23 protein-coding genes and 1 pseudogene are annotated in these 26,783 nt (G+C 68.7%); 16 read left to right on the forward strand and 8 right to left on the reverse strand.

The window, feature by feature from the left end; all coding sequences use genetic code 11:
* Nucleotides 1–16 precede the first annotated feature (16 nt).
* Nucleotides 17–415, forward strand: a complete 399-nt coding sequence (locus LK539_RS17210) for a VOC family protein (protein ID WP_227802278.1) — start codon at nt 17–19, stop codon at nt 413–415.
* Between the two features lie 12 nt (nt 416–427).
* On the opposite strand, the gene LK539_RS17215 is transcribed toward LK539_RS17210, so the two are convergent.
* From LK539_RS17215 to LK539_RS17230, 4 genes are read right to left on the reverse strand one after another with little or no spacing between them, the layout of a single operon-like run.
* Nucleotides 428–1,561, reverse strand: a complete 1,134-nt coding sequence (locus LK539_RS17215) for an acyltransferase (protein WP_227802279.1) — start codon at nt 1,559–1,561, stop codon at nt 428–430.
* Nucleotides 1,562–1,566: 5 nt separating this feature from the next.
* The gene (locus LK539_RS17220) at nt 1,567–4,413 is read right to left on the reverse strand and encodes a PAS domain S-box protein (protein ID WP_227802280.1); all 2,847 of its coding nucleotides are present in this window, start codon (nt 4,411–4,413) and stop codon (nt 1,567–1,569) included.
* Nucleotides 4,400–4,882: a MarR family winged helix-turn-helix transcriptional regulator gene (locus tag LK539_RS17225; RefSeq protein WP_227802281.1), complete on the reverse strand. Its 483-nt coding sequence runs from the start codon at nt 4,880–4,882 to the stop codon at nt 4,400–4,402. The genes LK539_RS17220 and LK539_RS17225 overlap by 14 nt, the downstream gene beginning before the upstream one ends.
* A gap of 51 nt (nt 4,883–4,933) precedes the next feature.
* Complete coding sequence (locus LK539_RS17230; protein WP_227802282.1) at nt 4,934–5,329, reverse strand: MAPEG family protein; 396 nt, start codon at nt 5,327–5,329, stop codon at nt 4,934–4,936.
* A gap of 148 nt (nt 5,330–5,477) precedes the next feature.
* Here LK539_RS17230 and LK539_RS17235 point away from each other — a divergent pair, with 148 nt between their 5' ends.
* A complete protein-coding gene (locus LK539_RS17235; protein WP_227802283.1) occupies nt 5,478–7,391 on the forward strand; it encodes a glycosyltransferase in 1,914 nt (637 codons plus the stop codon).
* A 2-nt stretch (nt 7,392–7,393) separates the two neighbouring features.
* Here LK539_RS17235 and LK539_RS17240 read toward each other — a convergent pair whose 3' ends face one another.
* Nucleotides 7,394–8,605: a metal-dependent hydrolase gene (locus LK539_RS17240; RefSeq protein WP_227802284.1), complete on the reverse strand. Its 1,212-nt coding sequence runs from the start codon at nt 8,603–8,605 to the stop codon at nt 7,394–7,396.
* Between the two features lie 172 nt (nt 8,606–8,777).
* Here LK539_RS17240 and LK539_RS17245 point away from each other — a divergent pair, with 172 nt between their 5' ends.
* The 6 genes and pseudogenes from LK539_RS17245 to ccoS all read left to right on the forward strand — a co-directional run.
* Nucleotides 8,778–10,340 (forward strand): PAS domain-containing methyl-accepting chemotaxis protein, encoded by a 1,563-nt coding sequence (locus tag LK539_RS17245; protein ID WP_227802285.1) that lies wholly within the window; start codon nt 8,778–8,780, stop codon nt 10,338–10,340.
* Nucleotides 10,341–10,463: 123 nt separating this feature from the next.
* A complete protein-coding gene (locus LK539_RS17250; RefSeq protein WP_227802286.1) occupies nt 10,464–11,456 on the forward strand; it encodes a hypothetical protein in 993 nt (330 codons plus the stop codon).
* Between the two features lie 62 nt (nt 11,457–11,518).
* Entirely contained in the window at nt 11,519–13,000 is a 1,482-nt protein-coding gene (gene hemN / locus LK539_RS17255) for an oxygen-independent coproporphyrinogen III oxidase (RefSeq protein ID WP_227802287.1), read from the forward strand.
* Between the two features lies 1 nt (nt 13,001).
* Nucleotides 13,002–13,769: a sulfite exporter TauE/SafE family protein gene (locus LK539_RS17260; RefSeq protein ID WP_227802288.1), complete on the forward strand. Its 768-nt coding sequence runs from the start codon at nt 13,002–13,004 to the stop codon at nt 13,767–13,769.
* Entirely contained in the window at nt 13,766–16,195 is a 2,430-nt protein-coding gene (locus tag LK539_RS17265) for a heavy metal translocating P-type ATPase (protein WP_373889554.1), read from the forward strand. Before LK539_RS17260 ends, LK539_RS17265 begins: the two co-directional genes overlap by 4 nt.
* 2 nt (nt 16,196–16,197) lie before the next feature.
* A pseudogene (gene ccoS / locus LK539_RS17270) lies at nt 16,198–16,341 on the forward strand (cbb3-type cytochrome oxidase assembly protein CcoS); the annotation flags it as partial.
* A gap of 55 nt (nt 16,342–16,396) precedes the next feature.
* Here the strand turns inward: ccoS and LK539_RS17275 are convergent.
* Complete coding sequence (locus LK539_RS17275) at nt 16,397–16,795, reverse strand: TraR/DksA family transcriptional regulator (RefSeq protein WP_227802289.1); 399 nt, start codon at nt 16,793–16,795, stop codon at nt 16,397–16,399.
* A 226-nt stretch (nt 16,796–17,021) separates the two neighbouring features.
* Here LK539_RS17275 and ccoN point away from each other — a divergent pair, with 226 nt between their 5' ends.
* Genes ccoN through LK539_RS17305 form a run of 6 tightly spaced genes read left to right on the forward strand, consistent with a single transcriptional unit; the run spans nt 17,022 to nt 22,127 of the window.
* Complete coding sequence (ccoN, locus tag LK539_RS17280; protein ID WP_227802290.1) at nt 17,022–18,482, forward strand: cytochrome-c oxidase, cbb3-type subunit I; 1,461 nt, start codon at nt 17,022–17,024, stop codon at nt 18,480–18,482.
* A gap of 14 nt (nt 18,483–18,496) precedes the next feature.
* Nucleotides 18,497–19,111: a cytochrome-c oxidase, cbb3-type subunit II gene (gene ccoO / locus LK539_RS17285; protein WP_227802291.1), complete on the forward strand. Its 615-nt coding sequence runs from the start codon at nt 18,497–18,499 to the stop codon at nt 19,109–19,111.
* A gap of 5 nt (nt 19,112–19,116) precedes the next feature.
* Nucleotides 19,117–19,287: a CcoQ/FixQ family Cbb3-type cytochrome c oxidase assembly chaperone gene (locus tag LK539_RS17290; RefSeq protein ID WP_227802292.1), complete on the forward strand. Its 171-nt coding sequence runs from the start codon at nt 19,117–19,119 to the stop codon at nt 19,285–19,287.
* Nucleotides 19,280–20,215, forward strand: coding sequence for a cytochrome-c oxidase, cbb3-type subunit III (gene ccoP / locus LK539_RS17295; RefSeq protein ID WP_227802293.1), 936 nt, complete (start codon nt 19,280–19,282; stop codon nt 20,213–20,215). The genes LK539_RS17290 and ccoP overlap by 8 nt, the downstream gene beginning before the upstream one ends.
* Nucleotides 20,212–21,591, forward strand: coding sequence for a cytochrome c oxidase accessory protein CcoG (gene ccoG, locus LK539_RS17300; RefSeq protein ID WP_227802294.1), 1,380 nt, complete (start codon nt 20,212–20,214; stop codon nt 21,589–21,591). The genes ccoP and ccoG overlap by 4 nt, the downstream gene beginning before the upstream one ends.
* A gap of 17 nt (nt 21,592–21,608) precedes the next feature.
* The gene (locus LK539_RS17305) at nt 21,609–22,127 is read left to right on the forward strand and encodes a FixH family protein (protein WP_227802295.1); all 519 of its coding nucleotides are present in this window, start codon (nt 21,609–21,611) and stop codon (nt 22,125–22,127) included.
* 6 nt (nt 22,128–22,133) lie between these two features.
* Here the strand turns inward: LK539_RS17305 and LK539_RS17310 are convergent, their stop codons facing one another.
* The gene (locus tag LK539_RS17310) at nt 22,134–22,865 is read right to left on the reverse strand and encodes a ThuA domain-containing protein (protein ID WP_227802296.1); all 732 of its coding nucleotides are present in this window, start codon (nt 22,863–22,865) and stop codon (nt 22,134–22,136) included.
* A gap of 68 nt (nt 22,866–22,933) precedes the next feature.
* Nucleotides 22,934–23,389 (reverse strand): hypothetical protein, encoded by a 456-nt coding sequence (locus LK539_RS17315; RefSeq protein WP_227802297.1) that lies wholly within the window; start codon nt 23,387–23,389, stop codon nt 22,934–22,936.
* Nucleotides 23,390–23,558: 169 nt separating this feature from the next.
* On the opposite strand from LK539_RS17315, the gene LK539_RS17320 reads away from it, so the two are divergent.
* On the forward strand, nt 23,559–25,391 hold the full coding sequence (locus LK539_RS17320; RefSeq protein ID WP_227802298.1) for a DUF885 family protein: 1,833 nt from the start codon (nt 23,559–23,561) through the stop codon (nt 25,389–25,391).
* A gap of 8 nt (nt 25,392–25,399) precedes the next feature.
* Nucleotides 25,400–26,776 carry a serine hydrolase gene (locus LK539_RS17325; protein ID WP_227802299.1) on the forward strand — a complete coding sequence of 459 codons (1,377 nt, stop codon included), beginning with the start codon at nt 25,400–25,402 and terminating at the stop codon, nt 26,774–26,776.
* Nucleotides 26,777–26,783: the final 7 nt, after the last annotated feature.

Consider the following 26,783-nt stretch of genomic DNA (forward strand, 5'->3'; position numbering starts at 1 on the left):
ACGACACGAGGACCGCATGAACAAGCAGATCATCTTCAACCTGCCCGTCAGGGACCTGAACAAGTCCCGCGACTTCTTTTCCGCACTCGGCTTCCGGCTCGATCCGCAATACAGCAGCGAGAGCGCGGCCTTCATGGTCGCCGTGGAGGACTGCGTCCAGGTCATGCTGATGACCGAGGATTTCTTCCGGTCGTTCACCAACAAGCCGGTCGTGCAGGCACTGGCGGCGAACGAGGTCATCATCTGCCTGAGCTGCGAAAGCTGCGAAGAGCTGGACAGCCTGATCGCAAAAGCGGCCGCCGCCGGCGCGCGCATCCCCCATCCGCTCGAGGACCACGGCTTCATGGTCGACCAGGGCTTCGAAGACCTGGACGGCCACCTGTGGAACCTGGTCTGGCTGGCGCCCCAGGCGTGAAGGCAAGCCGCGCTAGCGCGGCAGGGTGGCCCTCGTCGCACGCCCTTGCCAGCCGAGCAGCCGCTCGATGGCGCGGCGCAGCAGCGGCTCGCCATGCATGGCGATCAGCCAGGCGGTCGCGCCAATGACCGGTAAGGCCACCAGCAGGGCGCCCGCCGGCCCGAGTCCGCGCTGCTGGGCCGCATGCAGGACGGTCGCGCCCAGGATCTCGTGGATCAGGTAGAACGGGTAGGTCAGCAAGCCAAGGCTGCGCACCGTGCGCGCGACGGCGGGGCGCGGCACCCAGTCGCGGGCGTGGCGCAGCGACAGGTAGATGATGGCGGCCAGCACGGCGAAGATCGCCAGCGCGCCGCTGACCAGGAAGCCGACGCTCATGGGGCCCGCCGGGCCGGGGGCGTAGCTGCCGACGATCTGCATGGCGCGCGCGAAGATCTCCAGGCCTGCGCCCAGCAGCACCAGGGCAAGCAGGACGCGGTCGAGGAGCGCGAGACGGCGCTGGCTGTTCAGGAGCCAGAAATACATGCCGATTGCAAAATAGATCCCATGGCGCAGCAGGAACATGTTTTTCGGACCGTAGCCGAACTCGAGCCAGCCCAGTTCGAAACCGGCGACCAGCGAACGGCTCAGCAGGATGCAGTAGGGGACGCTGGCCAGCACCAGCAGACGCGCCACCGGCAGGAAGCGCCGCACGCCGCCGCCGAAGATGGCCAGCAGGATCAGTCCATAGAAAGCCAGCTCGATCGGAAGGGTCCAGTAGGCGCTGGTGAGGAAGGTGGTGCCGCCCAACACCAGCGAATACCAGAGGGCCCTGGGCGTCGGGTCGACCCACACGCCGGCCGCGCCGAACACCGTCAAGGGCACCGACAGCAGCAGTCCGAAGTTGACCACGGCCGCCAGCCAGGCTGCCGGATACAGGCGCAGGAAGCGGCTTTTCAGGAACTGCAGCGGGCTGGCCCGGGCCGCGGAATTGGCGATGACGACGCCCGAGATCACGAAGAAGACCTGGACGCCGATCCAGCCGAAGGGCATGGCCGTGACCATCTCGGCCTTGTGCCAGCTCAGGTGGAACACGCAGACCATCAGGGTGCAGGCGAAGCGGACCAGGTCGAGTCCAACCACGTAGGAAGAAGGGCGTTCGGTGCTCATGCGGTTCAGGATGCTGATGCGCGTTCGATGACTTGCGCGAGGGCGGCGAGGTCGACCGGCTTGACGAAATGGTGGTCGAAGCCGGCGGTCCTGGCCAGCACGCGATCGTGGGCCTGGCCGTAGCCGGTGAGGGCAACCAGGGTCGCGCCGGCCGTGGCGCTGTCTGCGCGCAGCCTGCGCGCCAGGGCGTAGCCGTCGATGTCGGGCAGGCCGATGTCGAGGATATACAGGTCGGGACGGTCGGCCTGGGCCCGGGCCAGCGCGGCGTGGGCGTCGTGGACGGCGGCGACCCGGTGCCCGAGCGAGCGCAGCAGCTCGGCCAGCGACAGGGCGGCGTCGACGTTGTCGTCGACCACCAGGATGCTGCGCCCGGCGTGCGCGGCGACTGGCAGCGCCGCCTGCGCTTCGCCGGCGGCGCCGGCCGCGCCGGGCGCATCGGCGCCGGCAAGCGGCAGGGTGACCGTGAAGGTGCTGCCCATGCCCAGTCCTTCGCTGTGGGCGGCGACTCCGCCGCCGTGCAGCTGCACCAGGCTCTGGACCAGCGCCAGGCCCAGTCCCAGGCCGCCCTGCGAGCGGTCGGGGGTGCGTTCGGCCTGGGTGAACAGTTCGAATACGTGGGGCAGCATGGCGCGGCCGATGCCGATGCCGTTGTCGCGCACCGCGATCGTCACGCCGGCGGCGCCGGTGTCCACCGACAGCGCAATCGAGCCGCCCTGGGCGGTGTACTTGGCCGCGTTGTTAAGGAGATTGACGATCACCTGCACCAGGCGGATGCGGTCGCCGACCACCCAGCAGCGTCCCGGCGTCAGGTGCTGGTCGAGCGCATGGCCGCGCGCCTCGATCAGCGGGCGGGCCTGTTCCACCGCGCTGGCCACGACCGACTTGATGTCGACCCGTTCGCGTTCCAGTTCCACCAGCCCGCGCGTGACCCGCGAGACGTCGAGCAGGTCGTCCACCAGCGAGGTCATGTGGCGCACCTGGCGGATGATCACGTCGCTCGACTGGCGCACGCGCTGCGGGTCGTGGGTGGCCATCGCCAGCAGCTGGGCCGCGTTGCTGATCGGCGCCAGCGGATTGCGAAGCTCGTGCGCCAGCATCGCCAGGAACTCGTCCTTGCGGCGCGCCTGGGCGCGCAGCTCGTCCTCGCCGGCCTTCTTGTCGTGAATGTCGGTCAGGGTGCCCATCCAGCGCGTGGCCTTGCCCGAGGCGTCGCGCGAAACGAGTGCGCGGTTCAGCATCCAGCGATAGTCGCCCGAATGGTGCAGCAGGCGGTGCTCGATCTCGTAGGGCGCGCCGGTGGCGAGGCTGGTGTCCCAGGCGGCCAGCAGGGCCGCCAGGTCGTCGGGGTGGATCACGACCGACCAGCCGGTGCCGGCGATGCGTTCCGCCGGCACGCCGGTGAACTCGGTCCAGCGTGCGTTCAGGTAGTCGTTGGTGCCGCCGGCGTCGGCCGACCACACCAGCTGCGGGATGGCGTCGGCGATCAGGCGGAACTTGGCTTCGCTTTCCTGCATCGCCCGTTCCGCCTCGACCTGGGCGGTGATGTCCATGTTGGCCGCCACCGCGCCCACCATGTTTCCTGCGCGGTCGCGGATGGCGGCCGCGCGCACCAGGATCGTGCGCCGCGTGTCGGGGGCGCCGAAGGGCTCGATCTCGAACACGCCGCCCACCAGGTCCTCGCCGCCCAGCACGCGCGCGATCGGCCACTCGTAGGACTGGACGCGCTGTCCTGCGCGCTCGGCGCCCGCCGGCCACCAGCCTTTCCACTCGGCGTATTCGTCCACCGCGCCGGGCATCGGGTGCGCACCCCAGATGCGGCGGTTCGAGGCGTTGGCAAGCTGCAGCTGGCCGGCGGTGTCGGCATAGACGATGCCGACCGGCGCGGCGTCGAGCAGCACGTCCAGGCGGCGCGCGCTTTCGTCGGCGCGCAGGGATGCGGCGATGGCCTCGCGCTCGCTGTCGATGCGGGCCTGCTCGGCGCGCTTGCGCTCGGTGATGTCGACCGCGATTCCGGCGAAGCGGCGGGCGCCGCTCGCGGGGTCGGCAAACACCTTGCCGCGCGCGTTGACCCAGACGTCGGCGCCGGAACGCTGCGGGATCCGGTACTCGATGTCGTACAGGCTCTCGGTAATGACCGCGCGGTCGATCGCCTCCAGCACGGCGGGACGGTCGTCCGGGTGGATCATGTCGGTGAAGCGCACCAGTTCCGTGCCCTCGCGCGCCAGCGCGGCGTCGACCTGGAACAGGCGGGCGAAACGCTCGTCGACGTAGGTGGCGGCGGTGTCGAGGTCGTAGGCCCAGGTGCCGATGTTGCCGGAGGCTTCCAGCGACAGCGCCAGACGCTCCTCGGCTTCCTTGTGGCGGGCCACCGCGCGCACCTTGTCGCTCACTTCCATCACGGTGCACAGCACGCCGCAGACCAGGCCGGCGTCGTCGCGCACTGGGCTGTAGGAGAACGTGAACCAGGCCTGCTCGCGGTAGCCGTGGCGTTCCAGCGTGGTCGCGAAGTTCTCGAAGAAGAAGGATTCGCCGCCGAGCACCCGGTGTGCGTAGGGAGCGATCGCATCCCAGACCTCGTTCCAGACGTCGGGCAGCGGCCGCCCGAGCGCGTCGGCGGCCTTGTTGCCGAGCAGCGGGAGGTAGGCATCGTTGTGGAACAGGTCGAGCCGCGGGCCCCAGGCGAGGAAGCTGGGGAAGGACGAGCCCAGGATCACGCCCAGCACCGTGCGCAGCGCCGGCGGCCAGCCGGCGATCGGCCCGAGCGGATGCGCGCTCCAGTCCTGGGCGTGGATGCGGGCTCCGGTGGCGCCGCCGTTCGACAGGAAGGCCGGCACCGGCTCAGTCGGCGCCATGCGCATCGCTATTGGCAGGGGCATCCCCGGTGGCGTGCAGGCCGCTGTCGACCACTGCGCGCATGGTGGCCAGCAGCTGGGCGCTCTGCTGCGCGCCGAACTGCTGGTCGAACCTGGCCTGGGCGCGGCGCCAGGCTGGCAGGATGGCCTCGACCTTCTCGCGGCCGGCGTCGGTGAGCGCGATCACGCGCTCGCGCCGGTCCTGCTCGCTCGGAGTGATCTGCACCAGCTGTTCGCGCACCAGCGGCTGCAGGTTGCGCGCCAGCGTGGTGCGGTCCATCACCATGCTCTGCGCCAGCTGGGTCACGGTGGCGGCGCGCGCGCGCAGCCGCGACAGGATCGCGAACTGGGTCACGCGCAGGCCGGAGCCGGACAGCATCTGGTCGTAGAACGAGGTCACGTAGCGCGACGCCTGGCGCAGCGAAGAACAGTAGCAGGCGGTGTCGGGGAGGGGCTGGTCAAGATCCATGCCGGGAGTATAGCCTTAGCCGCCGCGCCGCGCTTTCCCCCCTCGCGCGATTCAAGCGCCCAGGATCGCGGCCAGCACCATGACCAGTCCGGCGAGGGAGACCGTCCACACCAGGCTGCGCAGCACCGGGACGCCGGCGGCGTACAGCGGCAGGTAGACGAGGCGCGCGCCCAGGTAGAGCCAGCAGCCCCACAGCGTCAGCGCGCCTTCGCGGCCGGCCACGTGCGCCACCAGCACCGCGGCGGCGAACAGCGGCAGGGTCTCGAACAGGTTGGCCTGGGCGCGCTGCAGGCGCGCGGTGACCGGACGCGCCGGCGGCGCGGCGCCGTCGCGCGCACTCATGTTGTAGGCGATGCCGGTTTCCTGGTTGCGGAACATGGCCGGCAGCAGGATCTGCACCAGCGCCAGCACCAGGGTCCAGCCCAGGATCGTCAGTTCGGTCGTCATGTGGTTCTCCCGTTCGCGGCTTGCCAGGTTGGCAAGCTTCGCCCCCATCATACCCGCGATACCGCGACCCGCGCACCCCTGAGCTGGCGCAAACGGCCCGCGGCCGTGGCTTTTAAGCTGGCCCGGTCAGCCACCACCACCGAGCACCATGGCCAGCGCTTCTACACTGCCCCTGCCGCGCGTGAGCGTCATCATGCCCACCTTCGAACAGGCCGCCTTCATCGGACGCGCCCTCGCCAGCCTGTGGGCGCAGAGCTTCGGCGATTGGGAACTGATCGTCGTCGACGACGGTTCGCGCGACGGCAGCGCCGCCGTGCTCGCGCCCTGGCTGGCCGACCCGCGCGTGCGCTACCTGCGTTTCGACAGCAATGGCGGCCTGGGCTGCGCCATCAACGCCGGCCTCGACCTCGCGCGTGGCGAACTGGTGGCCTACCTGCCCAGCGACGACCTCTGGTATGCCGGGCACCTGGCGCAGCTGGTGGCGGCCATCGACGGCGCGCCCGGCGCGGTGCTGGCCTATGCCGGCGTGCGCCACCACTACAAGCGCAGCGCGCCAGGCATCATTCCGGGCGAATGCCTGCAGCTGGTCCAGTGCCTGCACCGGGCCAGCCGCCTGCGCTGGCGCGAGCGCGCCGAACTCGAAAGCGACGACCTCGACCGGCTGTTCTGGGACGCGCTGCGCGCTTGCGGCCCCTTTGTGCCCAGCGGCGACCTCAGCTGTGAGTGGGTCGACCACCCGGACCAGCGCCACAAGCGCATGCGGGAGCCAAGCGGCGGCATCAATCCCTTCCGCCAGATCTACCGGGTGAGCGGGCCGCTGCGCTTCCACACCAGCACCGGGAATGCGATCGACGAGGAGCGGCTGTATGCTCAGGTCCGCGCCGCCGCTACGGACCGGCCCGATGCAGCCAGACGCGGCCTCAAGATCGTGCTGGCCGGCGAGCTGGCCTACAACGCCGACCGCGTGCTGGCGCTGGAAGCGCTGGGACACCGGCTCTACGGCCTGTGGACGCCATCCCCGTACTGGTACAACACGGTCGGCCCGCTGCCCTTCGGCCATGTGCAAGACCTGCCGCGCCAGGGCTGGCGCGAGGCGCTGGCGCGCATCGAGCCCGACCTGATCTATGCCCAGCTCAACTGGCAGGCGGTGCCCTTCGCCCACGAAGTCATGACGGCCGTTCCTGACATTCCCTTCGTCTGGCACTTCAAGGAAGGCCCCTTCATCTGCATCGAGAAGGGCAGCTGGCCGCTGCTGGCCGACCTGGTGCGCCTGGCCGACGGCTGCATCTACAGCAGTCCCGAGATGCGCGACTGGTTCGCCACGGCCATTCCCAGGTTGCGCGCCGGCCGGCCGGACCACGTGCTGGACGGCGACCTGCCGCGCCGCGCCTGGTTCCTGCGCGAGCGCGCGCCGCTGCTCTCAGCGGCCGGCGGCGAGCTGCACACGGTGGTGCCGGGGCGCCCGATCGGCCTCCATCCGCCCACGGTGGCCGAACTGGCCCGGCACGGCATCCACCTGCATTTCTACGGCGACTTCACGCAGGGCCAGTGGCGCGAATGGATCGCCAGGGCGGGCGCGCTGGCGCCCGCGCACCTGCACCTGCACGCGAACGTCGACCACGACCGCTGGGTGGAGGAGTTCTCGCAGTACGACGCCGGCTGGCTGCACGTGTTCCGCAGCACGAATGGCGGCGATGTGCGCCGTGCCGACTGGGACGACCTGAACCTGCCGGCGCGCATGGCGACCCTGGCCGCCGCGGGACTGCCGATGATCGGCTTCGACAACCGCGGCGCGGTGGTGGCCGCACAGGCGCTGGCCGAGCGCCTCGGCGTCGGCCTGTTTTTCGAGAGCATCGAGGACCTGGCGCGCAGGCTGCACGCCCGCGACGAGATGGCGGCGCTGCGCGAACGCGTGTGGCAGGTGCGCGACCAGTTCTGCTTCGACCTGCACGCGCCGGCGCTGGTGGACTTTTTCGAGCGCGTCATCGCCAGCTGCGGCAAGCCGATGCGCCCCCAGGCCTGGCGAGGCCCGCGGCAGGGCAGGTCGCCAGCGTCCTGCTGAGCCTATTTCCAGCCGAGCAGGTCGGCGCGCGGATAGCCCCAGCCTGCCAGCGGCGCCGGGCAGGGGGCAAGGGCGCGCGCGGCGTAGGGCAGGGTCGAGAAGTTGGGCTGGTCCGGGGCGCCGAAGCGCAGGTCGGTGGCCACGCCATCCACCAGCGAGGGCACGCGCGCAAAGCGCAGCCAGGCGTCGACATGGCAATTGGTCCGCTGCAGCGCCCGGATCGCCGCCAGGCTGCCGTTCTCGAGGTATTTCCAGGCCAGCGCCGGCGCCGGGTTGCCGGGTTCGCCGCCGAAACGCACCGGACAGGCGGATACCGGCGTGATGCCCGGTGCGAGGCTGAGCACGCCGACCCGCACGGCATAGCTGTCGGCGCCGGGTCCGGTGCTGACGGTGGCGAAAGACCAGCACAAGGGATTGGCCGGGAAGGAAGACAGCGGGATGTCGAGCACGCGGCTGCCAGGTGCGACTTGCGCCAGCGCGGCGCGGATCTCGCTACGGGCGGCGCTGCCAGCCACGGCCTGCACGCCGACGAAGCCGGCGCAGGCCAGCAGGGCCGCAGCCAGCGCGCCCCGGGCGCCGAGCCGGGCACGGGCCGCGCCCACCGCCAGCCCCAGCAGTGCCAGGCCGGCCAGCGAGCCCCACTGCAGGAAACCGAGCCAGGTGAAGACCACCGGCATGGCTGCAAAGAAGGCCAGGCCGAACCAGCGCCAGGCGCGGTTGTGCGCGGCCAGCGCCAACCCGATCCCGAGCGCGGTCCAGAACACCGGCTCGACGATGAAGACAAGGTCGCCATAGATCCAGCGCGAATCCACCGGGTGGAAGGGGTGGACCCCGTAGACGTTCAGTGCGTCGAAGGACAGGTGCAGCACCATGCCGAGCAGGGCGGTGCCGATCACGGCCCGGCGCGCGGCGCGATCCTCGTTCAGCAGCCGGCGCGCGGCCGGCCACAGCAGCCAGGTCAGGGCCAGCAGCAGGGCGACCTGTGGCAGCGCGTACAGCAGGGTATGGGTGTGGCCGCGGTGGTGGATCAGGTAGCCGAGCGGGGCCGGCAGCAGCGGCGTCAGGACCAAGTCGAGGTCGGGGAAATTGCTCGCCAACAGGCCGGTGAGCAGCAGCGCGCGGCGCCGGGTGCGGCCCTGGGCCGGAGTGCTGGGGGCGGGCAGGGCGCGCTCGACCAGCTCTCCCAGGGCCAGGCCGACGAGCGAATGGGTCATGTTATCCATCCCGACAGCTTACACCAATGGCAACATTTGATGAAAATCAACCCTTATGCGGAAAGAATAGCCAGATGACTCGGCCAAATTTGATCCAAGTCAAAAAATTTCGACATTCGCATTGCTAGAATCGCCGCTGGAAATTTGCCCATAGGCAACTAGGAGAAGCGTCTTGCGTAGCAATCTGCCGGTCACCGGCATCGAATACCTGTTGAAAGAAGGCCAGTCGATCGTGTCGAAGACCGACACCAAGGGCCGTATCACCTATGTCAATCCGAGCTTCGTCGAAGTGAGCGGCTTCAGCCCCGAGGAACTGCTCGGCAAGGCCCACAACATCGTGCGCCACCCGGACATGCCGCCGGAGGCCTTTGCGGACTTGTGGGCCACGCTGCAGCTCGGGGAACCCTGGACCGGGCTGGTCAAGAACCGCCGCAAGAACGGCGACTTCTACTGGGTGGTGGCGAACGTGGTGCCGGTCAAGGAAGGCGGGCGCGTAACCGGCTACATGTCGGTGCGCACCGCCCCGACCCGCGAGCAGGTGGAGGCGGCAAGCGAGCTGTACCGCAAATTCCGCGCCGGCGAGGCCAGGGGCCTGGCGATACGCCGCGGTGTCGCCGTGCACCTGGGCTGGCGCGCACGCCTCGGCGCGCTGCGCACGCTGCCGCTGTCGCGCCGCCTGGGCATCATGATGGCCGCCCAGTCGTGCTTGATCGCCTGCCTGGGCCTGGCGGTCGACGGCCCCGTGTGGAAGGTGCTGGCGGGCGCCGGCGTGCTCGCCACGCTCGCGGCCTGGGCCGAACTGCAGCGTACCATCGCGCGCCCATTGGTCGAGGCGACCGCCGCCGTGTACGCGCTGGCGGGCGGCGACCTGGCCCATCCCTGTGCAGCGGGGCGCAACGACGAGATCGGCCGCCTGCAGCTGGCGCTGCGCCAGCTGAACGTCAATCTGAAAGCCATTGTCGGCGACGTGCGCCGCAACGTGACCTCGATCGAGCACGCCACACGCGAGATCGCCGCCGGCAACGGCGACCTGGCCAGCCGCACGGAGGCCCAGGCCGCCAGCCTCGAGCAGACCGCCAGCAGCCTGGCCCAGATCGCGGCCGCGGCTGGCCACAATACCGACAGCGCGGTGCGCGCCGACGGGCTGGTGGAGGCCGCATCGAAGGTGGCCGGGCGCGGCGGCGATGCGGTCGGCCGGGTCGGCGACACCATGGAGCGCATCAGCGCCTCGGCCACCCGGATCGTCGATATCATCGGCCTGATCGACGGCATCGCCTTCCAGACCAATATCCTGGCGCTGAATGCGGCCGTGGAAGCGGCCCGCGCCGGCGAGCAGGGGCGCGGCTTTGCCGTGGTGGCGGGCGAAGTGCGCAGCCTGGCCCAGCGATCGGCAGCCGCCGCCAGGGAGATCAAGGCCCTGATCGAGGCCTCGGCCCGCCACGTTGGCGAAGGCAATGTGCTGGTCGGCGACGCGGGGCAGACCATGCGCCAGGTGGTCGACGCGGTACGCGAGGCGGCCACCATCATGGGCGGCATCACCGGCGCCAGCCGCGAGCAGGGCAGCGGCATCGCCCAGGTGAATGCGGCCATGGCCCAGCTCGACCAGATCACGCGCGAGAACGCGGCCCTGGTCGAGGAATCGGCGAACGCGTCGAGCAGCGTGGCCGACGACGCCCGCCATCTGGTGCAGGCGTTGTCGGTATTCAAGCTCGAGGATCGTCCGGACGGCCGCTGACAGGAGGCCGCCGGCATAGGCGGTTTGATATCGGTCAAGCTTGACCGGGATGTTCCTCCCTACACTGCGTGCTGCTGGGGCCGCTTTGCACTTCCGCAAAATGGCGCCGGCAGGAGTCGCTACATGCACGCACATGTCCCCCATCCCGGCGCCGTTCCCTTCGGCTTCAACGATTACCTCGACGCCGTCGCCCGGCTGCCTGCAGTCGATGCGCGCCCGCTCTCGCTCAGGCTGCACTTTCCCGCGGACGCCAGCAGCCAGGGGCTGGCCCGCTACCTGGTCTACCTGAAACGCGAAGCAGCCATGCAGGCGGTCCTGCTGTCCGGCCTGAGCACGGTGCGCCAGCTGGGATTCGAGGGCCTGGCGCCGGCGCGCCTGGACGAGTGCCAGCTCGCGGATCTCATGCGCTGCCTGCGCGAGCACTTCCGCTTCATGCGCGATGAGCTTGGCGACTACGAAGTGGTCCTGGGCCTGGACGGTCTGGCGCCGGAACGCCTGTGGAAGCTGCGGCGGCAGGGGTTCAACCGGCTGCGCATCGAACTGGCCGGCGTGCATGGGGATGCGACGCCGCTGCGGGCGGCAGCGGAGGCGGCGCGCGCTGCCGGCTTCCGCTCGGTCGGGGTGGCGCTCGGCTACGGCATGCCGGACCAGGGCTTTGCCGACCTGCGGCGAATGCTGGATGTGGCCCTGGCTGCCGGGCCCGACCTGGTCCTGCTGTGCCACCGGCCGGGCGCCGGTCGCGGGCAGGACGCCACCGTACATGGCGCCATCGCCCAGCGCATGCAGCGGCTGGGCAGCGACCGCCTCGACATGGCCGGCTACACCAGCGCGGGACCCGAGCGCTTCGCACTGCTGCCCGGCGCTTCGGGCAGCAGGCCGGAAAAACGGCCTTCACCGCTGGACGGCACCCACCTGGTGGGCTGCGGCGTGGCGGCATGCGGCGACCTCGGCGCGGTGCGCTGGCTGAACGACACCGACTTGCACGAATACTATGCGCGGCTGGACCGCAACGAGGTGCCGGTGGCGCATGGGCGGCACATCCCGCAGGCTACATTCGCTGGGCAGACTCGACCGTATTTGATGCAAGTCAAGGATTTCCAAGACGCTGATCAATAGACTGCTTGCTATTCGAACCGCTTTGCATTTCCGCAAACCGGGAGCAGCAGGAGTTTATTGAAATGCAAGCAACAGCCTTCCCGGCCGCGGCCAAGCCCGTGATTTCCATCGCCACCCAGCCGGCGGCCTGCCAGGCGGTGGCGCCGAGCGTCGATTTCGACGCCGGCCTGCTCAAGCGCCTCGGCAAGAATGGACCACGCTATACCTCCTACCCGACCGCCGACCGCTTCGGCGGCGAGTTCGGCTACCGCGACTACCTGCATGCGGTAGCCGGCCTGCGTACCCGCGGCGGCGCCCGCCCGCTGTCGCTGTACCTGCACATCCCGTTCTGCGACACGGTCTGCTACTACTGCGCCTGCAACAAGATCGTCACCAAACGGCGCGAGAAGGCGGCGACCTACCTGGCCTACCTGAAGCGCGAGATCGCCATGCAGGGCGCCCTGTTCGCGGGCATGAACGAGGTCGAGCAGCTGCACTTCGGCGGCGGCACCCCGACTTTTCTAGCGGACGCGCAGATGGACGACCTGATGGCCCACCTGCGCCGCAACTTCCGCTTCGCGCCCGACGACAAGGGCGAATATTCGATCGAGGTCGACCCGCGCACCGTTTCCGCCGAGCGCGTGCACACCCTGCGCCGCCAGGGTTTCAACCGCATCAGCCTGGGCGTGCAGGACTTCGATCCCGAGGTTCAGCGCGCCGTCAACCGCGTCCAGCCGGAAGAAGAAACCCGCGCCGTGATCGACGCCGCCCGCGCCGCCGGTTTCCGTTCCGTCAGCATCGACCTGATCTACGGCTTGCCGAAGCAGACCCTGGACACGATGCGCCAGACCATCGACAAGGTGATTGCCGCCAGCCCGGACCGCATCGCCGTCTACCACTATGCCCACATGCCGCAGCTGTTCAAGCCGCAGCGCCGCATCGTGGAAGCCGACATGCCCTCGAGCGACACCAAGCTGCAGATGCTCCAGCTGTGCATCGAGCGCCTGGGCGCGGCCGGCTATGTCTACATCGGCATGGACCATTTCGCCAGGCCGAACGACGACCTCGCGGTGGCCCAGCGCCAGGGCCGCCTGCACCGCAACTTCCAGGGCTACTCGACCCATGCCGACACCGACCTGGTGGCCTGCGGCGTGTCGGCCATCGGCGCGGTCGGCGCCACCTACAGCCAGAACGTCAAGACCCTCGAGGAATACTACGACCTGATCGACCAGAACGAGCTGCCGGTGGCGCGCGGCATCCGCCTCGGCATGGACGATGCGCTGCGCCGCAGCCTGATCCAGAAGCTGATGTGCCAGTTCGAGGTGTCGATCCCGGCGCTGGAACAGGCTTTCCCGATCGTGTTCAGCAAGTACTTCGCCGACGAGCTGGCGCAGCTGCGCCAGATGGAACAGGACGGCCTGGTGCACATCGGACCGGACTGGCTGACCGTCACCATGAAGGGGCGCCTCCTGATCCGCAACGTGTGCATGGTGTTCGACCGCTACCTGGCGGCGCGCCAGGAGCAGCCGGGCGCAGAGCGTATCCGTCATTCGCAGGCCGTCTGACATGGCGACCATCAGCCTGTTTCCCGTGTTCCTGGTCGGCCTGGCCGGCAGCGTGCACTGCGCCGGCATGTGCGGCGGCATCGTCGGCGCCATGTCGCTACCGACCCGTCCCGCTTTCCCGCTGCCGGTGCGGACGGTGTCCGCCCCCGCATCCGCGCCCGCCATCGCCTACGTCGCGGCCTACAACGCCGGACGCATCGCCAGCTACGCCGGCGCCGGCGCGCTGGCAGGCGGCCTGGCCGGCGGCGCCGCGCGCCTCGGCCTGCCGGCCCTGCAGTCGGGCGCCTATGTCGCGGCCAACCTGATGCTGGTGGCGCTGGGCCTGTACCTGATGGATGCCTGGCGCGGCCTGGCCCGGCTCGAGCAGGGCGGGCAGGCGCTGTGGCGCCGCATCGCGCCGCTGCTGCGGCATGTCAAACCCGGCGCGACGCCAGGACGCATGTTCGCCGCCGGCGCCCTGTGGGGCTGGCTGCCGTGCGCAATGGTGTACAGCATGTTGGTGACCGCCATGCTGAGCGGTTCCGCCGCGGGCGGCGCCGCCGTCATGCTGGCCTTCGGCCTGGGCACGCTCCCGATGCTGGCCGCGATCGGCCTGGCCGGACTGCGCCTGCGCGCGCTGTTCCAGCAACCCGGTGTGCGCCTGGCCTGCGGGCTGCTGGTGCTCACGTATGGCCTGCTCGGCCTGTGGCGTATCGCCGGCGGCTTCGCCGACGGGATGCCGCACCACTGGCTCGATGTCCTGTGCGCAGTGCCTGGAGCGGAGGCGTGAGCGCGGTGCTGGCCGGACTCAGGGCCCCGCCGCTCGCCTCTGCCGCTTCCGACGAAGGCTGCTTCCACTGCGGCTCGCCGGTGCCGAACGGCAGCCGCTGGCAGGCCCAGGTCGACGGCGAGTCGCGCAGTATGTGTTGCCCCGGCTGCGCCGCCGCGGCCGAAGCGATCGTCGCCGGCGGCTTCGCCGACTACTACAACGCGCGCACCGAATACGCGGCCGCCGTCAGCGCCGACAGCGAGGAGCCCGAGCTGGCGCTGGTCGACCAGCAGGGTATAGAAGGCGAGGGCAGCTTCTCGATCGACGGCGTGCGCTGCGGCGCCTGCGTCTGGCTGGTGGAGCGCCGCCTGGGCCAGCTGGCCGGGGTGCAGGAAGTATCGCTGAACGTCGCCCTCGGGCGCGTGTTCGTGCGCTGGGACCCGGCCCTGTGCCGCCCAAGCAGCATCCTGCGCGCGCTGCGCGCGATCGGCTACAGCGCTTCCCCCTACGACGTCCAGCGCCACGACGAGCGCATCGAGCGCGCGCGCAAGCGCCTGTTCCGCCAGCTGTTCGTGGCCGGCCTGGCGATGATGCAGGTGATGATGTATGCGGTGCCGGTCTACCTGGCCGACGACGGCACCATGGACGCCGACATGGCGGCGCTGATGGGCTGGGCCTCGTTCGCGCTGACGCTGCCGGCAGTCTGCTATTCCGCGTTGCCGTTCTTCCAGGGCGCCTGGCGCGACCTGAAGCGCCGCGTGCCGGGCATGGACGTGCCGGTCGCGCTGGGCATCCTGGCCGCGTTTGCCGGCAGCTGCGCGGCGCTGCTCGCGGGGCGGGGAGACGTCTACTTCGACTCGATCACGATGTTCATCTTCCTGCTGCTGGGCAGCCGCTACCTGGAGCTGGGCGCACGGCGCCGCGCCACCCAGGCCCTCGTTGCGCTGCGCCGCGGCGTGCCCGCGTCCGCCCTGCGCCTGCGCGGCGACCCCGCCCTGCGCGACACCGAACTGGTAGCGGCCGTGCAGCTGGAAGTGGGCGACCTGGTGCTGGTCAAGCCGGGGCAGGCGGTGCCGGCCGACGGCATCGTGCTGGAAGGCGCGACCGAACTCGATTATTCCCTGCTTACTGGCGAGAGCCACCCGCGCCCCGTCAAGCCGGGCGACGCGTTGCCCGGCGGCGCCGTCAATGGCGGCCAGGCGGTGGTGCTGCGCGTGCGCTCTGCCGCGCGCGACTCTACCCTCGCCATGCTGGTGCGCCTGGTCGAGCGGGCCGGCCTGGGCAAGCCGGCGATGGCCATGTGGGCCGACCAGGTCGCCGCCTGGTTCGTGCTCGGCCTGCTGCTGCTGACCGTGGTCGTCTACCTGGTCTGGAGCCAGCTCGACCCGGCGCGCGCCTGGCAGGCGGCAGTGGCGGTGCTGGTGGTGTCCTGCCCCTGCGCGCTGTCGCTCGCCACTCCGACCGCGCTGGCCGCCGCCACCGACCGCCTGCTGCGGCGCGGCGTGCTCGCGGTCGCTCCGCACACCCTGGAAACCTTCGAGCGCGCCACCCACGTGGTGTTCGACAAGACCGGCACCCTGACCCTGGGGCGTCCGGTACTGCGCCAGGTGCTGCCGGTCGGCTCGCTCGACAGCGACCTGTGTCTGCGCATCGGTTCCGCGCTGCAGGCCGAGAACTCGCATCCGGTCGGGATCGCGATCCGCACGGCGATGCAGTCGCACGGGCTGGTGGCGCGCCAGCTGCGCGCCGACATCGGGCGCGGTTTCGAGGGCGTGATCGACGGCGTGGTCTACCGCATCGGCACCGCCGAATTCGTACAGGGCATCGCCGGCGGCGTGGTGCGCTCGGCGGCCCCGCCCGGCACCAGCTGCTGCTGGCTGGCCTGCGAAGGCCAATGGCTGGCGCGCTTCGACCTGGCCGACAGCCTGCGTCCGGAAGCGCGCGAGGTGGTGCGGCGCTTCCAGGAATCCGGCAAGACCGTGATCCTGCTCAGCGGCGACGATCAGACCGCGGCCGCCGCGGTGGCGCGCGAACTCGGCATCGCGAATGCCTTCGGCGGCCGCCTGCCGGCCGAGAAGCTGGCCTTCGTGCGCGAGCTGCAGCAGGATGGGGCGGTGGTGGCGATGGTGGGCGACGGCAGCAACGACGCGGCCGTGCTGCGCGGCGCCGACGTCTCGTTTGCAATGGGACGCGGCACCGAACTGGCCCAGGTGCATGCCGACGCCGTGCTGCTGGGCGACAGCCTGGCGCCCCTGAGCGATGCGGCCCGTACCGCGCGCCGCACCATGGCGGTCATCCGCCAGAACCTGGTGTGGGCCTCGGTCTACAACCTGGCCGCGATCCCGGCCGCCGCCAGTGGGCTGCTCAACCCCTGGCTGTCCGGAATCGGCATGGCCGCCAGCTCGGCCATCGTCGTGCTCAACGCACTGCGCCTGCGAAAGGATTGAAGATGGAAGCGCTGTATTTGCTGGTGCCCCTGAGCGTGATCCTGGTCGCGCTGGCGGTGTGGATTTTCTTCGGGGCGGCTGAGAGCGGGCAGTTCGAGGACCTGGAAGGGCCGGGTGTGCGGATCCTGTTCGATGATGACAGTGCCGACAACCCGGCTGTTCGGTCGGGAGTTGAACGCGCGGTCGGCGGAGCCGACCACCCTACATCGACGGGCCGCGCCCGGTATGCCGGTCTTTCTCGAGCTGTTCCTGGCAGCCGATGCACAGGCGGACCGTCGGCGTAGCCAGCAGGCGGTCCTCGGGGATGTCGCGGCCGCAGGATTCGCAGATGCCGGCGCCACCCGATGCGAGCTTGCCGATGGCGACGTCGATCTCGTGCAGCAGGTTCGATTCGTGGTCGGCCAGGTGCTGTTCGTTGTGGCTGATCATTTCGGATTGCGGCGCATCGTCGGACTGCCCCTGGTGGGCCAGCGGGCCGATCGATGGCGCTTCGTCGCCCTGCGGACCGGTGCGCGAGCGCACGGTTTCCAGCAGGTCTTCACGCGCCTGGTGCAGGCGCTCCCTCAGTTGTTCCGATACCGATTGCGATAGAGGCGGCATAGTGTTTTCCTCCCATCCGAGTGTGGCGGGCCGTCTACGAAGGAAGCTTGATTGAGCTCAAAGTAGCATCGCTGATTGTTCGGGACCACGCGCTGTGCACTCGGACGCAACAGTCTTCCCCGTAGCTCATCTGATGCTGAACAATTTGATTCACATCAAGGATTTTTGCTGTTCGAAAAACGACACTCCTGACTGTCATCCATCAAGGAATTTTCAGGAGAGCATCTTGGACAGCAGTCTAAACTATAACTACAAGATCGTGCGCCAGTTTGCCATCGCGACCGTCGTGTGGGGCGTGATCGGCATGGCCGCAGGCGTCTTCATCGCGGCCCAGCTGGCCTGGCCCGCGCTCAATTTCGACATCGCCTGGCTCAGCTACGGACGCCTGCGTCCGCTGCACACCAACGCGGTCATCTTCGCCTTCGGCATCTGCGGCCTGTTCGCCACCTCCTACTACGTGGTGCAGCGGACCTGCCAGGTGCGGCTGTATTCAAGCAAGCTGGCTGCCTTCACCTTCTGGGGCTGGCAGGCGGTGCTGGTCTCGGCCGCGATCTCGCTGCCGATGGGCTTCACGCGCGGCAAGGAGTACGCCGAGCTGGAATGGCCGATCGCGCTGCTGATCACCGTGGTATGGGTGGCCTACGCGGTGGTCTTCTTCGGCACCATCATCAAGCGCCGCGTGCAGCACATCTACGTGGCCAACTGGTTCTTCGGCGCCTACATCCTGGCGGTGGCCGTGCTGCACGTGGTGAACGGCGCCGTGGTGCCGGTCTCCGCGATGAAGTCCTACTCGGTCTATGCCGGCGTGCAGGATGCGATGATCCAGTGGTGGTACGGCCATAACGCTGTCGGCTTCATCCTGACCGCGGGCTACCTCGGCATGGTCTATTACTTCATCCCGAAGCAGGCCGAGCGCCCGGTGTACTCCTACCGCCTGTCGATCGTGCACTTCTGGGCCCTGATCTTCACCTACATGTGGGCCGGCCCGCACCACCTGCACTACACCGCGCTGCCCGACTGGACCCAGTCGATCGGCATGGTGTTTTCGCTGATCCTGCTGGCCCCCTCGTGGGGCGGCATGATCAACGGGATGATGACCCTGGCCGGCGCCTGGCACAAGCTGCGCTCGGACCCGATCCTGAAGTTCCTGATCGTCTCGCTGTCCTTCTACGGCATGGCCACCTTCGAGGGCCCGATGATGTCGATCAAGACCATCAACTCGCTGTCGCACTACACCGACTGGACCGTCGCCCACGTCCACGCCGGCGCCCTGGGCTGGGTCGGCTTCATCACCATGGGCTCGATCTACTACCTGATTCCGCGCCTGGCCGGCAAGAAGGAGATGTGGAGCGTGCAGCTGGTCGACGCCCACTTCTGGGTAGCCACCATCGGCATCGTCCTGTACATCGCCTCGATGTGGATCGCCGGCGTGATGCAGGGCCTGATGTGGCGCGCGGTGAACCCGGACGGCACCCTGACCTACACCTTTGCCGAGAGCGTCAAGGCCACCTATCCCTACTACGTGATCCGCTTCACGGGCGGCTTCCTCTACCTGTCGGGCATGGCGATCATGGCCTTCAATACCTGGAAGACACTGAGCGGCACGCAGAGCGTCGACGCTCCGATCCCGGCCGGCCCGAACAAGCCGCATTTGAACGCCGCGCAGCCTGAAGCTGTTCACGCCTGAACCCGGAGTACACAATGAAATTCACACATGAATGGATCGAGAAGAACCCCTGGCTGCTGATTGGCCTGGTGCTGCTCGTGATTTCCTTCGGCGGCCTGGTCGAGATCGTGCCGCTGTTCTTCCAGAAGTCGACCACCGAACCGGTGGCCGGCCTGAAACCCTACTCGCCGCTGCGCCTGGCCGGGCGCGACGTCTACATCCGCGAAGGCTGCTACAACTGCCACTCGCAGATGATCCGTCCCTTCCGCGCCGAGACCGAGCGCTACGGCCACTACTCGGTGGCCGGCGAGTTCGTCTACGACCATCCGTTCCAGTGGGGCTCCAAGCGCACCGGCCCGGACCTGGCGCGCGTGGGCGGCCGCTACAGCGACGAATGGCACCGCACCCACCTCGACAACCCGCGCGACGTGGTGCCGGAATCGAACATGCCGGGCTATCCGTGGCTGGCCAAGGCCAAGCTGAACCCGGCCGAGATCATCCCCAAGATGCGCGCCATGCGCCGCATCGGCGTGCCCTACAGCGATGCCGAGATCGCGGCCGCTCCTGAAGAGGTGAGCGGCAAGACCGAGCAGGACGCGCTGATCGCCTACCTGCAGGGCCTCGGCACCCAGATCAAGACGAGGAATTAATCATCATGGCACTCCAACAGATTTTTGATAACGCCAGCAGCGTGATGACCGTCATCAGCTTCGCAACCTTCCTGGGCATCGTCGGCTGGACCTATGTGCTGCGCAAGCGCAGCGATTTCGATACGGCCGCACAGCTGCCGTTCGCGGATGAAGCAGGGGAGAGCGACCGTGGCTGATTTCTTCAACGAGTTCTGGCACTGGTACGTGGCCGTCATCACGGTGCTGGGCATCGTCGGCTGCGGCATCCTGCTGTGGTCGCAGTCGAGCTACCGCGTCAAGCTGGGCGCCAACGGCCAGCCGGAGAAAACCACCGGCCACGTCTGGGATGAAGACCTGACCGAACTGAACACGCCGATGCCGCGCTGGTGGATCGTGCTGTTCTGGCTCACCATCGTGTTCAGCATTGCCTACCTGGTGCTGTACCCGGGCCTGGGCAGCTATGCCGGCCGGCTGGGATGGAACTCCACCGGCGAGTACAAGGCGGAGCTGAAGCAGGCCAGGCTGGAGTTCGGCCCGGTGTTCGCCAAGTATGCGCAGCAGGACCTGAAGGCGGTGGCGGCGGACCCGCAGGCCCACGCCATCGGCGAGCGCCTGTTCCTGACCTACTGCGCCCAGTGCCACGGCTCGGACGCACGCGGCAGCAAGGGCTTCCCGAACCTGGCCGACCGCGACTGGCTGCACGGCGGCGAACCTGCCGTCATCAAGCAGAGCATCATGCAGGGCCGGGTCGGCAACATGCCGCCCATGGGCGCGGCGCTCGGGTCGGACAAGGATATCGAGAGCGTAGCGCATTACGTGCGCAATCTCTCGGGGCTGACCGCCGATCCGATCAAGGTCGCCTTCGGCAAGCCGAAGTTCGCCGCCTGCGTGGCCTGCCATGGCGTCGAAGGTAAGGGCAATCCGCTGCTCGGCGCGCCCAACCTGGCCGACAAGACCTGGCTCTACGGCGGCACCCAGGAGACCGTGATGGAGACCATCCGCAAGGGTCGCAGCAACAGCATGCCTGCCTTCGGCGAATTCCTCGGCGAAGAAAAGGTGCACGTGCTGGCAGCCTACGTGTGGAGCCTGTCGAATGAACCTGTCGTGATGGCGCACGCAAAATGAATGCTCCGAAAGAGGCCGTGATCCGCATGTACGCGGCGCGCGAGGAAATCTACCCGCGCGAGATCAAGGGCTGGTATGCCTCGCTGCGCTGGGCCTGCGTCTGGCTCACCCAGCTGCTGTTCTACGGCCTGCCCTGGATCGAACTGCACGGCCGCCAGGCGGTCCTGTTCGACCTGGCCAGCCGCAAGTTCTACCTGTTCGGCCTGGTGCTGTGGCCGCAGGATTTCATCTACCTGGCCGCATTGCTGATCCTGTGCGCCTACGGGCTGTTCCTGGTGACGGCGGTGGCGGGGCGGGTATGGTGCGGCTTCGCCTGTCCGCAGACGGTATATACCGAAATCTTCCTGTGGATCGAACGGAAGTTCGAAGGGGCGAGAAGCGCCCGCATCCGCCTCGACCGCCAGCCCTGGACGGTCGAGAAGATCGCGCGCAAGGGCGGCAAGCACGCGGCCTGGGGCCTGGTGGCGCTGTGGACCGGCTTTACCTTTGTCGGCTACTTCACGCCGGTGCGCTCCCTCGGCGGCGGCATCGCCTCCTTCGGCCTCGGTCCCTGGGAGACCTTCTGGGTGCTGTTCTACGCGCTCGCCACCTACGGCAACGCCGGCTGGCTGCGCGAGCAGGTCTGCAAGTACATGTGCCCCTATGCGCGCTTCCAGAGCGCGATGTTCGACAAGGACACCCTGATCGTCACCTACGACACCAAGCGTGGCGAGCCGCGCAGCCCGCGCATGGGCAGCAGCGGCGCCGGCGACTGCATCGACTGCAGCATGTGCGTGCAGGTCTGCCCGACCGGGATCGATATCCGCAAGGGCCTGCAGTACGAATGCATCGGCTGCGCGGCCTGCGTCGACGCCTGCAACAGCGTGATGGACAAGATAAACCGCCCACGCGGCCTGATCCGTTACGCGACCGAGAACGCGATCACCGACAAGCTTCTACCTGCCCAGGTGCGCCAGCGTGTGCTGCGGCCGCGCGTGATGATCTACACCACCGTGCTGGCCATCCTCGGCATCGCGATGGTGGCGTCGCTCGCGCTGCGCAACCCGCTCAAGCTGGACGTGATCCGCGACCGCGGCTCGATGGGGCGCGAAGTGGAAGACGGCATGATCGAGAACGTCTACCGCCTGCAGCTGATGAACACCACGGAAGAACCGCAGCGGCTGCGCATCACGGTCGACGGCATTGCCTCGAGCAGGGTGGTGGACGAGGACGTCGTCGAGATCGCGGCGGCCAGCACCCGTGCCTTCCCCGTGCGGGTGCGCATCGCCGCCGGCGACGGCAAGCCCGGCTCGAACCGGATCGCCTTCACCCTGGCGTCCGAGCAGAGCGTCGCCCTGCAGGTGACGGAAGAAGCGGCATTCATCGTGCCCAAATGAGCAAGAAGGAGAAGCACATGCACACCAATCCAAGCCTGCTGCCGGCCGCACCCTGGTACCGGCACCGCTGGCCCTGGTTCCTGATGATCGGTCCCGCCCTGGTGCTGGTCGGCGGCTTCGTGATGATCTGGCTGGCCATGAGCCGTCCGGATGCGATGGTGGTGGGCGACTACTACAAGCAGGGCAAGGCCATCAACCAGGAGCTCAAGCGCGACCGCGCCGCCAGCCGCCTCGGGCTGCGCTTCGAGGCCGGCTACGACGCCGCGGGGGGACGCATCACCGGCAGCCTGCAAAGCCACGGCGAACCGGTGCGCGCACCCTTCCATATCCGCCTGGCGCACCCCACCCAGCCGGAGCGCGACCGCGTGCTGGAAGCGCTGCCGGACGCGCAGGGCCGCTTCGTGGCCGCGGCGCCGGTGCTGGAGCCGACCCACTGGCAGGTGGTGGTCGAAGGCGCCGCACGTGACTGGCGCCTGGCGGGCAGCTGGAGCTGGAACAAGCAGGCGCAGCTCGCGATCGCCGCCGACGCAGAGTAGAAAAACCTACTCGGCGCGGAAGCCCCTTCCGGTCGCCGCCCAGTAGATGCCGCCGTACAGGTGGTGCAGGAAGACCGAATCCCGGTAGGTGGCCGCCTGGTGGCCCAGGGCGGTGTAGAAGGCGCGCCCGCCCTCGTAGGGCTGGTACCAGCTGACCGGGTGGAAGGCGCCCATGCCCTTGCCCTCGCGGTCCGGCCATTTCGCCTCGGGCTTGTAGGTAGTCTCGTCGACCGTGAGCAGGTAGGTCAGCTTGCTGGAGGTGGCCGGGCCGAACTCGTACCACTCGTCGGTGAACAGGCTGCGCGGGGCGAAGCGCTCCATGCCCGGGAAGTTGCGCTCGCGGACCTGCAGCACCGCGGTCTGCACCGCCGGGTGCACCTTGAACATGTGGCCCACCATCTTCGTGTACCACGGCCAGTCGTATTCCGTGTCGGAGGCGCTGTGCACGCCTACGAAGCCGCCGCCTTTGCGGATGAAACGCTCGAAGGCGGCCTGCTGGGCCTCGTCCAGCACGTCGCCGGTGGTCAGGAGGAAGATCACGGCCTGGTACTTCGACAGCTCGGCGTCGTTCATCACGCGCTTGGGATCGGCGCTCCAGAATACGCCGAAATCGTGCAGCCGGCCGAGTTCCTGCACGGCGCTCACGCCCTCGTGCACGGCGTCGTGGTGCCAGCCGGCGGTCTTGGTGAACAGCAGGACCTTGAACTGCTCGGCCGACGCGAGCGGGGAGATCAGCATGCCTGCTGACACGAGGAAGGAGCTGATGAAAGAAAGTTTCAAGAGGACCCTTTAAATGAAATAATATTTCAGTGCTGCGGCAGGCTCGACGGCGACCACAGCGGCGGCAGTACCTGGTCGGGTACGCTACTGAAGCTGCGCGGCGCGGGTGTCCACTTGAGTAGCCGCTGCGGGGGCGGGCCAGCCTGGCCGACCTCGACCCAGGCATCGTCCTGCCTGCCGAATTCGACGTTGCGGGATCGGGGGCCGGTGATCCCGCCCTGTTGTTCGAACCGGACCCGCACCGCGTCCGGACCCACCTCGGCCCACAGCAGCCGCGCCCCGAAGCTGCCCGGTGCACGTGTACACCATCCGCTGAAAGGTCCGTCCACATCGGCCATCTCGCCATAGCGGCGTTCGAGCAGATCGCGCACTTGTTCCGGCAGCCCGGCCATGGTGGTCGGGTAGGCAGGGTCTGCTGCGCGGGCATCGACGCCCGCCAGCAGGAGGACAAACAGGGCAATCGGTATCCGGGGCGTGCGCATGGGGTATCTCCTGCTGGGTCTGTCGCAGTCTAGCATTGTCACCGCGAGCAGTGTGTACGTACAGCTGACGCATTGTTGACTTGACCTTTTCCATGTTAGATTCCTCGACGGCAAACACGGCGCCCGGCGCCGTCCAATCCCACCTACAACGACAAGGAACGAGACCACGATGCCATCCCTCCGCCAGCGCAGCCTGCGCGCCGCCATCGGCGCACTGTTCATCCCCGCCGCTATCGCCGTCGCCAGCCTGCCCACCGCGGCGCTGGCCGCACCGGCAGCGAAAGCCGCCGCCGTCAAGCCGAACAAGGCCTTCGACACCTGGGCCGAGAAGTTTGCCGAGGACTGGGTGCGCATGAACCCGCAGCTGGCGACCTCGACCCAGTACTTCAGCGGCGCCGAGCAGGCGCGCCTCGACCGCGAACTCACCCCGTTGACCAAGGCGCAGCGCGCGAAGATGCGGGCACTGGCCCAGACCGGCCTGACTCGCCTGGACAAATGGATGGCCGGCCCGCTGGACGAGAACCAGCGCACCTCCGCCTCCGTCATGCGCTGGTCGCTGCAGAATGTGATCGCCAACGAGCCCTTCGAGGACCACTCCTTCATCTTCTCGCAGTTCAGCGGCGTGCAGGTGGGCCTGGTCAACTTCATGACCACCACCCACCCGCTGCGCAACCCGCAGGACGTCGACAGCTACCTGGCGCGCCTGGAGCAGATCGGCACCCGCATGGACGAAGCGCTGGCGCGCGGCCGCGAGGCAGCAGCCAAGTCGCTGATCCCGCCGCGCTTCATCCTCGATCGCGCCAAGTTCCAGGTCGACAGCTTCCTCAAGCCGGCGGCGGGCGAGAACGTCCTGGTGACCTCGCTGGCCCAGCGCACCGAGAAGATGGAAGGCTTGACTCCTGACGCGCGCAACGCCGCGCTGGCGCGCGCCGCCCGCATCGTCGAAGAGCGCATCCGTCCCTCGTACAAGCGGGTGCAGGACTTCATGGCGGAACTCCACCCGCGCACCGGCGACGTGGCCGGGATCTCGCGCCTGCCGAACGGCGCCGCCGCCTACGCGCGCGCGGTCGAGAACTTCACCAGCACCAAGCTCACCCCGAACGAGATCCACGAGATCGGCCTGCGCGAAGTGGCGCGCATCGAGGGCGAGATGGACAAGCACCTGCGCTCGCTCGGCCTCGTCGAAGGGAACATCGAAGAACGCATGAAGCAGCTCGACGCGCGCTTCCAGCCGAAGGGCGAGGGCGATCCACGCCCCGCCATCCTGGCCAGCTACGCCGAGATGGTGAAGGACGCCGAGCGCAGGAGCGCTTCGCTGTTCAACCTCAAGCCGCGCGCCCCGGTCGAGGTGCGCCGCGAGCCGCCGCTGACCGAACCGTCGGCCGCCGCCCACTACTCGCTGCCGGCGCCGGACGGCACCCGTCCCGGCATCTTCTGGGTGCCGATGCGCGGCCCGACCTTCGACATGATCCGCATGCGCAGCCTGTCCTACCACGAGGCGGTGCCCGGCCACCACTTCCAGCTGGCGATCCAGCAGGAACTGACCGGCATCCCGAAATACCGCAGCCAGCGTATCTTCAGCGGCGGTAGCGCCCACGCCGAAGGCTGGGCGCTGTACACCGAGCGCCTGGCGGTGGAGCAGGGCTGGTACGAAGGCGACGTCCCCGGCCTGCTGGGCGCCCTCGGCTCGGAACTGTTCCGCGCGCGCCGCCTGGTGGTCGACACCGGCCTGCACACCAAGGGCTGGACCCGCCAGCAGGCGATCGACTACGGCATCGGCGCCCAGGAAGTCGAGCGCTACGTCGCCTGGCCGGGCCAGGCAAACGCCTACATGATCGGCATGCTGCGCATCATCGACCTGCGCGAAAAGGCGAAGAAGGAACTGGGCGGCAAGTTCTCGCTGCCGGCCTTCCACGACCTGGTGCTGGGCGCGGGCTCGGTGCCGCTGGACGTGCTGGGCGAGCTGGTGGACGGCTGGATCGCGAAGCAGAAGAAGGCCTGATCGGCCGGATGAAGCTCAAGGCACTGCTGACGATGGCGTCCGTTGCGATCCTGGCGCAGTCGGCCGCCGCCGCGCCCCTGTCGCCACCGCAGACCGCCGCCTTGAGCCGCCAGCTGCAGGCCATCGTCGACGACCCGGCCATGCCGCTGCCCGGCCTGTCGGTGGTCGCGATCCGCGCGGGCGAGATCGTCTATAGCCGCCAGTTCGGGCTCAAGCGCCTGGCCACGGCCACGGCGCCGGCGCGGCCGATGGATGCGGACACCATGTTCCGTATCGCCTCGATCTCGAAATTCGTGGCGACCCTCGGCGCCATGAAGCTGGTGGAGCAGGGCGTCCTGACGCTGGACGCCGATGTCAGCGACTATCTCGGCTACAAGCTGCGCAATCCGCACTTCCCGGACCAGCCGATCACCCTGCGCATGCTGCTCACCCACACCTCGTCCCTGCGCGACGAAGGCGGCTTCAGGTGGGCGCCCGACGTCCATCTCAAGGATGTGCTGCAGCCGGGCGGACCCTTGCACGGCAGCGGCGCGATGTGGTCGAAGGACCACGCGCCGGGGCGCTGGTTCGAATACGTCAACTTCAACTACGGTCTGGTCGCCACCGTCATGGAGGCGGCCGCCCGCGAACGTTTCGACCGCCTGATGCGGCGCCTGGTGTGCGATCCGATGGGCCTGAAGGCAGGCTTTTATCTCGCCGACTTCGCGCCCGCCCGCATCGACGACGTCGCGACCCTTTACCGCAAGCGCGAGAAGGACGGCGCCGAGCGCTGGGACCCGCAAGGGCCGTGGATCGCCCAGTCGGACGACTTCCACATCCAGCCCCCGGTGGCGCCTGCCGGCATGGAGCGCTACATGGTGGGGACCAACGGCACCCTGTTCGGCCCCCAGGGCAGCCTGCGCATTTCCACAGGCGAGCTGGCGCAGATCATGCTGATGCTGATGAACGAGGGACGCCACGGCAGCACGCAGATCCTCAGGCCGGAAACGGTCAGGACCATGCTGGCGCGCCAGTGGACGATCCAGGAAGGCGTCAACGGCAGCGCGAGCGGCGACGGCGGTACTTTCCACGGGCTGTACGGGGCCTGGGGGCTGGGTACCCAGCATTTCGTGGACGCCAGCGGCGTCAAGGACGGCCGGGCGCGCGGCGACCGCCTGGTCGAGGGCGGCGGCTTCACGGGCGTCGGCCATCTCGGCTGGGCCTGGGGGCTGAATGCGCTGTTCGTGTTCGACCCGCGCACGAAGAACGGCATGATCTATGCCGCCAGCGGCGTCGGCGCCGATCCGGACACGCAGCCGGGACGCTTCTCGTCCGAGTCGCGCTTCCAGGAACGCATCACCGACGCGCTGTACCGCGGCGCGATCGCCCCCGGCGCCGGGAAGTAGCCAGCCA

Origin of the sequence: Massilia sp. IC2-476, from assembly GCF_020707295.1 — a bacterium.
Lineage (GTDB): Bacteria > Pseudomonadota > Gammaproteobacteria > Burkholderiales > Burkholderiaceae_D > Telluria.

What these genes read in the sequence shown, in the direction of transcription:
- LK539_RS17210 (WP_227802278.1), top strand. Translation starts at nt 17, where the DNA reads ATGAACAAGCAGATCATCTTCAACCTGCCCGTCAGGGACCTGAACAAG.
- LK539_RS17215 (WP_227802279.1), bottom strand. Translation starts at nt 1,561, where the DNA reads ATGAGCACCGAACGCCCTTCTTCCTACGTGGTTGGACTCGACCTGGTC.
- LK539_RS17220 (WP_227802280.1), bottom strand. Translation starts at nt 4,413, where the DNA reads ATGGCGCCGACTGAGCCGGTGCCGGCCTTCCTGTCGAACGGCGGCGCC.
- LK539_RS17225 (WP_227802281.1), bottom strand. Translation starts at nt 4,882, where the DNA reads ATGGATCTTGACCAGCCCCTCCCCGACACCGCCTGCTACTGTTCTTCG.
- LK539_RS17230 (WP_227802282.1), bottom strand. Translation starts at nt 5,329, where the DNA reads ATGACGACCGAACTGACGATCCTGGGCTGGACCCTGGTGCTGGCGCTG.
- LK539_RS17235 (WP_227802283.1), top strand. Translation starts at nt 5,478, where the DNA reads ATGGCCAGCGCTTCTACACTGCCCCTGCCGCGCGTGAGCGTCATCATG.
- LK539_RS17240 (WP_227802284.1), bottom strand. Translation starts at nt 8,605, where the DNA reads ATGACCCATTCGCTCGTCGGCCTGGCCCTGGGAGAGCTGGTCGAGCGC.
- LK539_RS17250 (WP_227802286.1), top strand. Translation starts at nt 10,464, where the DNA reads ATGCACGCACATGTCCCCCATCCCGGCGCCGTTCCCTTCGGCTTCAAC.
- hemN (WP_227802287.1), top strand. Translation starts at nt 11,519, where the DNA reads ATGCAAGCAACAGCCTTCCCGGCCGCGGCCAAGCCCGTGATTTCCATC.
- LK539_RS17260 (WP_227802288.1), top strand. Translation starts at nt 13,002, where the DNA reads ATGGCGACCATCAGCCTGTTTCCCGTGTTCCTGGTCGGCCTGGCCGGC.
- LK539_RS17275 (WP_227802289.1), bottom strand. Translation starts at nt 16,795, where the DNA reads ATGCCGCCTCTATCGCAATCGGTATCGGAACAACTGAGGGAGCGCCTG.
- ccoO (WP_227802291.1), top strand. Translation starts at nt 18,497, where the DNA reads ATGAAATTCACACATGAATGGATCGAGAAGAACCCCTGGCTGCTGATT.
- LK539_RS17290 (WP_227802292.1), top strand. Translation starts at nt 19,117, where the DNA reads ATGGCACTCCAACAGATTTTTGATAACGCCAGCAGCGTGATGACCGTC.
- ccoG (WP_227802294.1), top strand. Translation starts at nt 20,212, where the DNA reads ATGAATGCTCCGAAAGAGGCCGTGATCCGCATGTACGCGGCGCGCGAG.
- LK539_RS17305 (WP_227802295.1), top strand. Translation starts at nt 21,609, where the DNA reads ATGCACACCAATCCAAGCCTGCTGCCGGCCGCACCCTGGTACCGGCAC.
- LK539_RS17310 (WP_227802296.1), bottom strand. Translation starts at nt 22,865, where the DNA reads ATGCTGATCTCCCCGCTCGCGTCGGCCGAGCAGTTCAAGGTCCTGCTG.
- LK539_RS17315 (WP_227802297.1), bottom strand. Translation starts at nt 23,389, where the DNA reads ATGCGCACGCCCCGGATACCGATTGCCCTGTTTGTCCTCCTGCTGGCG.
- LK539_RS17320 (WP_227802298.1), top strand. Translation starts at nt 23,559, where the DNA reads ATGCCATCCCTCCGCCAGCGCAGCCTGCGCGCCGCCATCGGCGCACTG.
- LK539_RS17325 (WP_227802299.1), top strand. Translation starts at nt 25,400, where the DNA reads ATGAAGCTCAAGGCACTGCTGACGATGGCGTCCGTTGCGATCCTGGCG.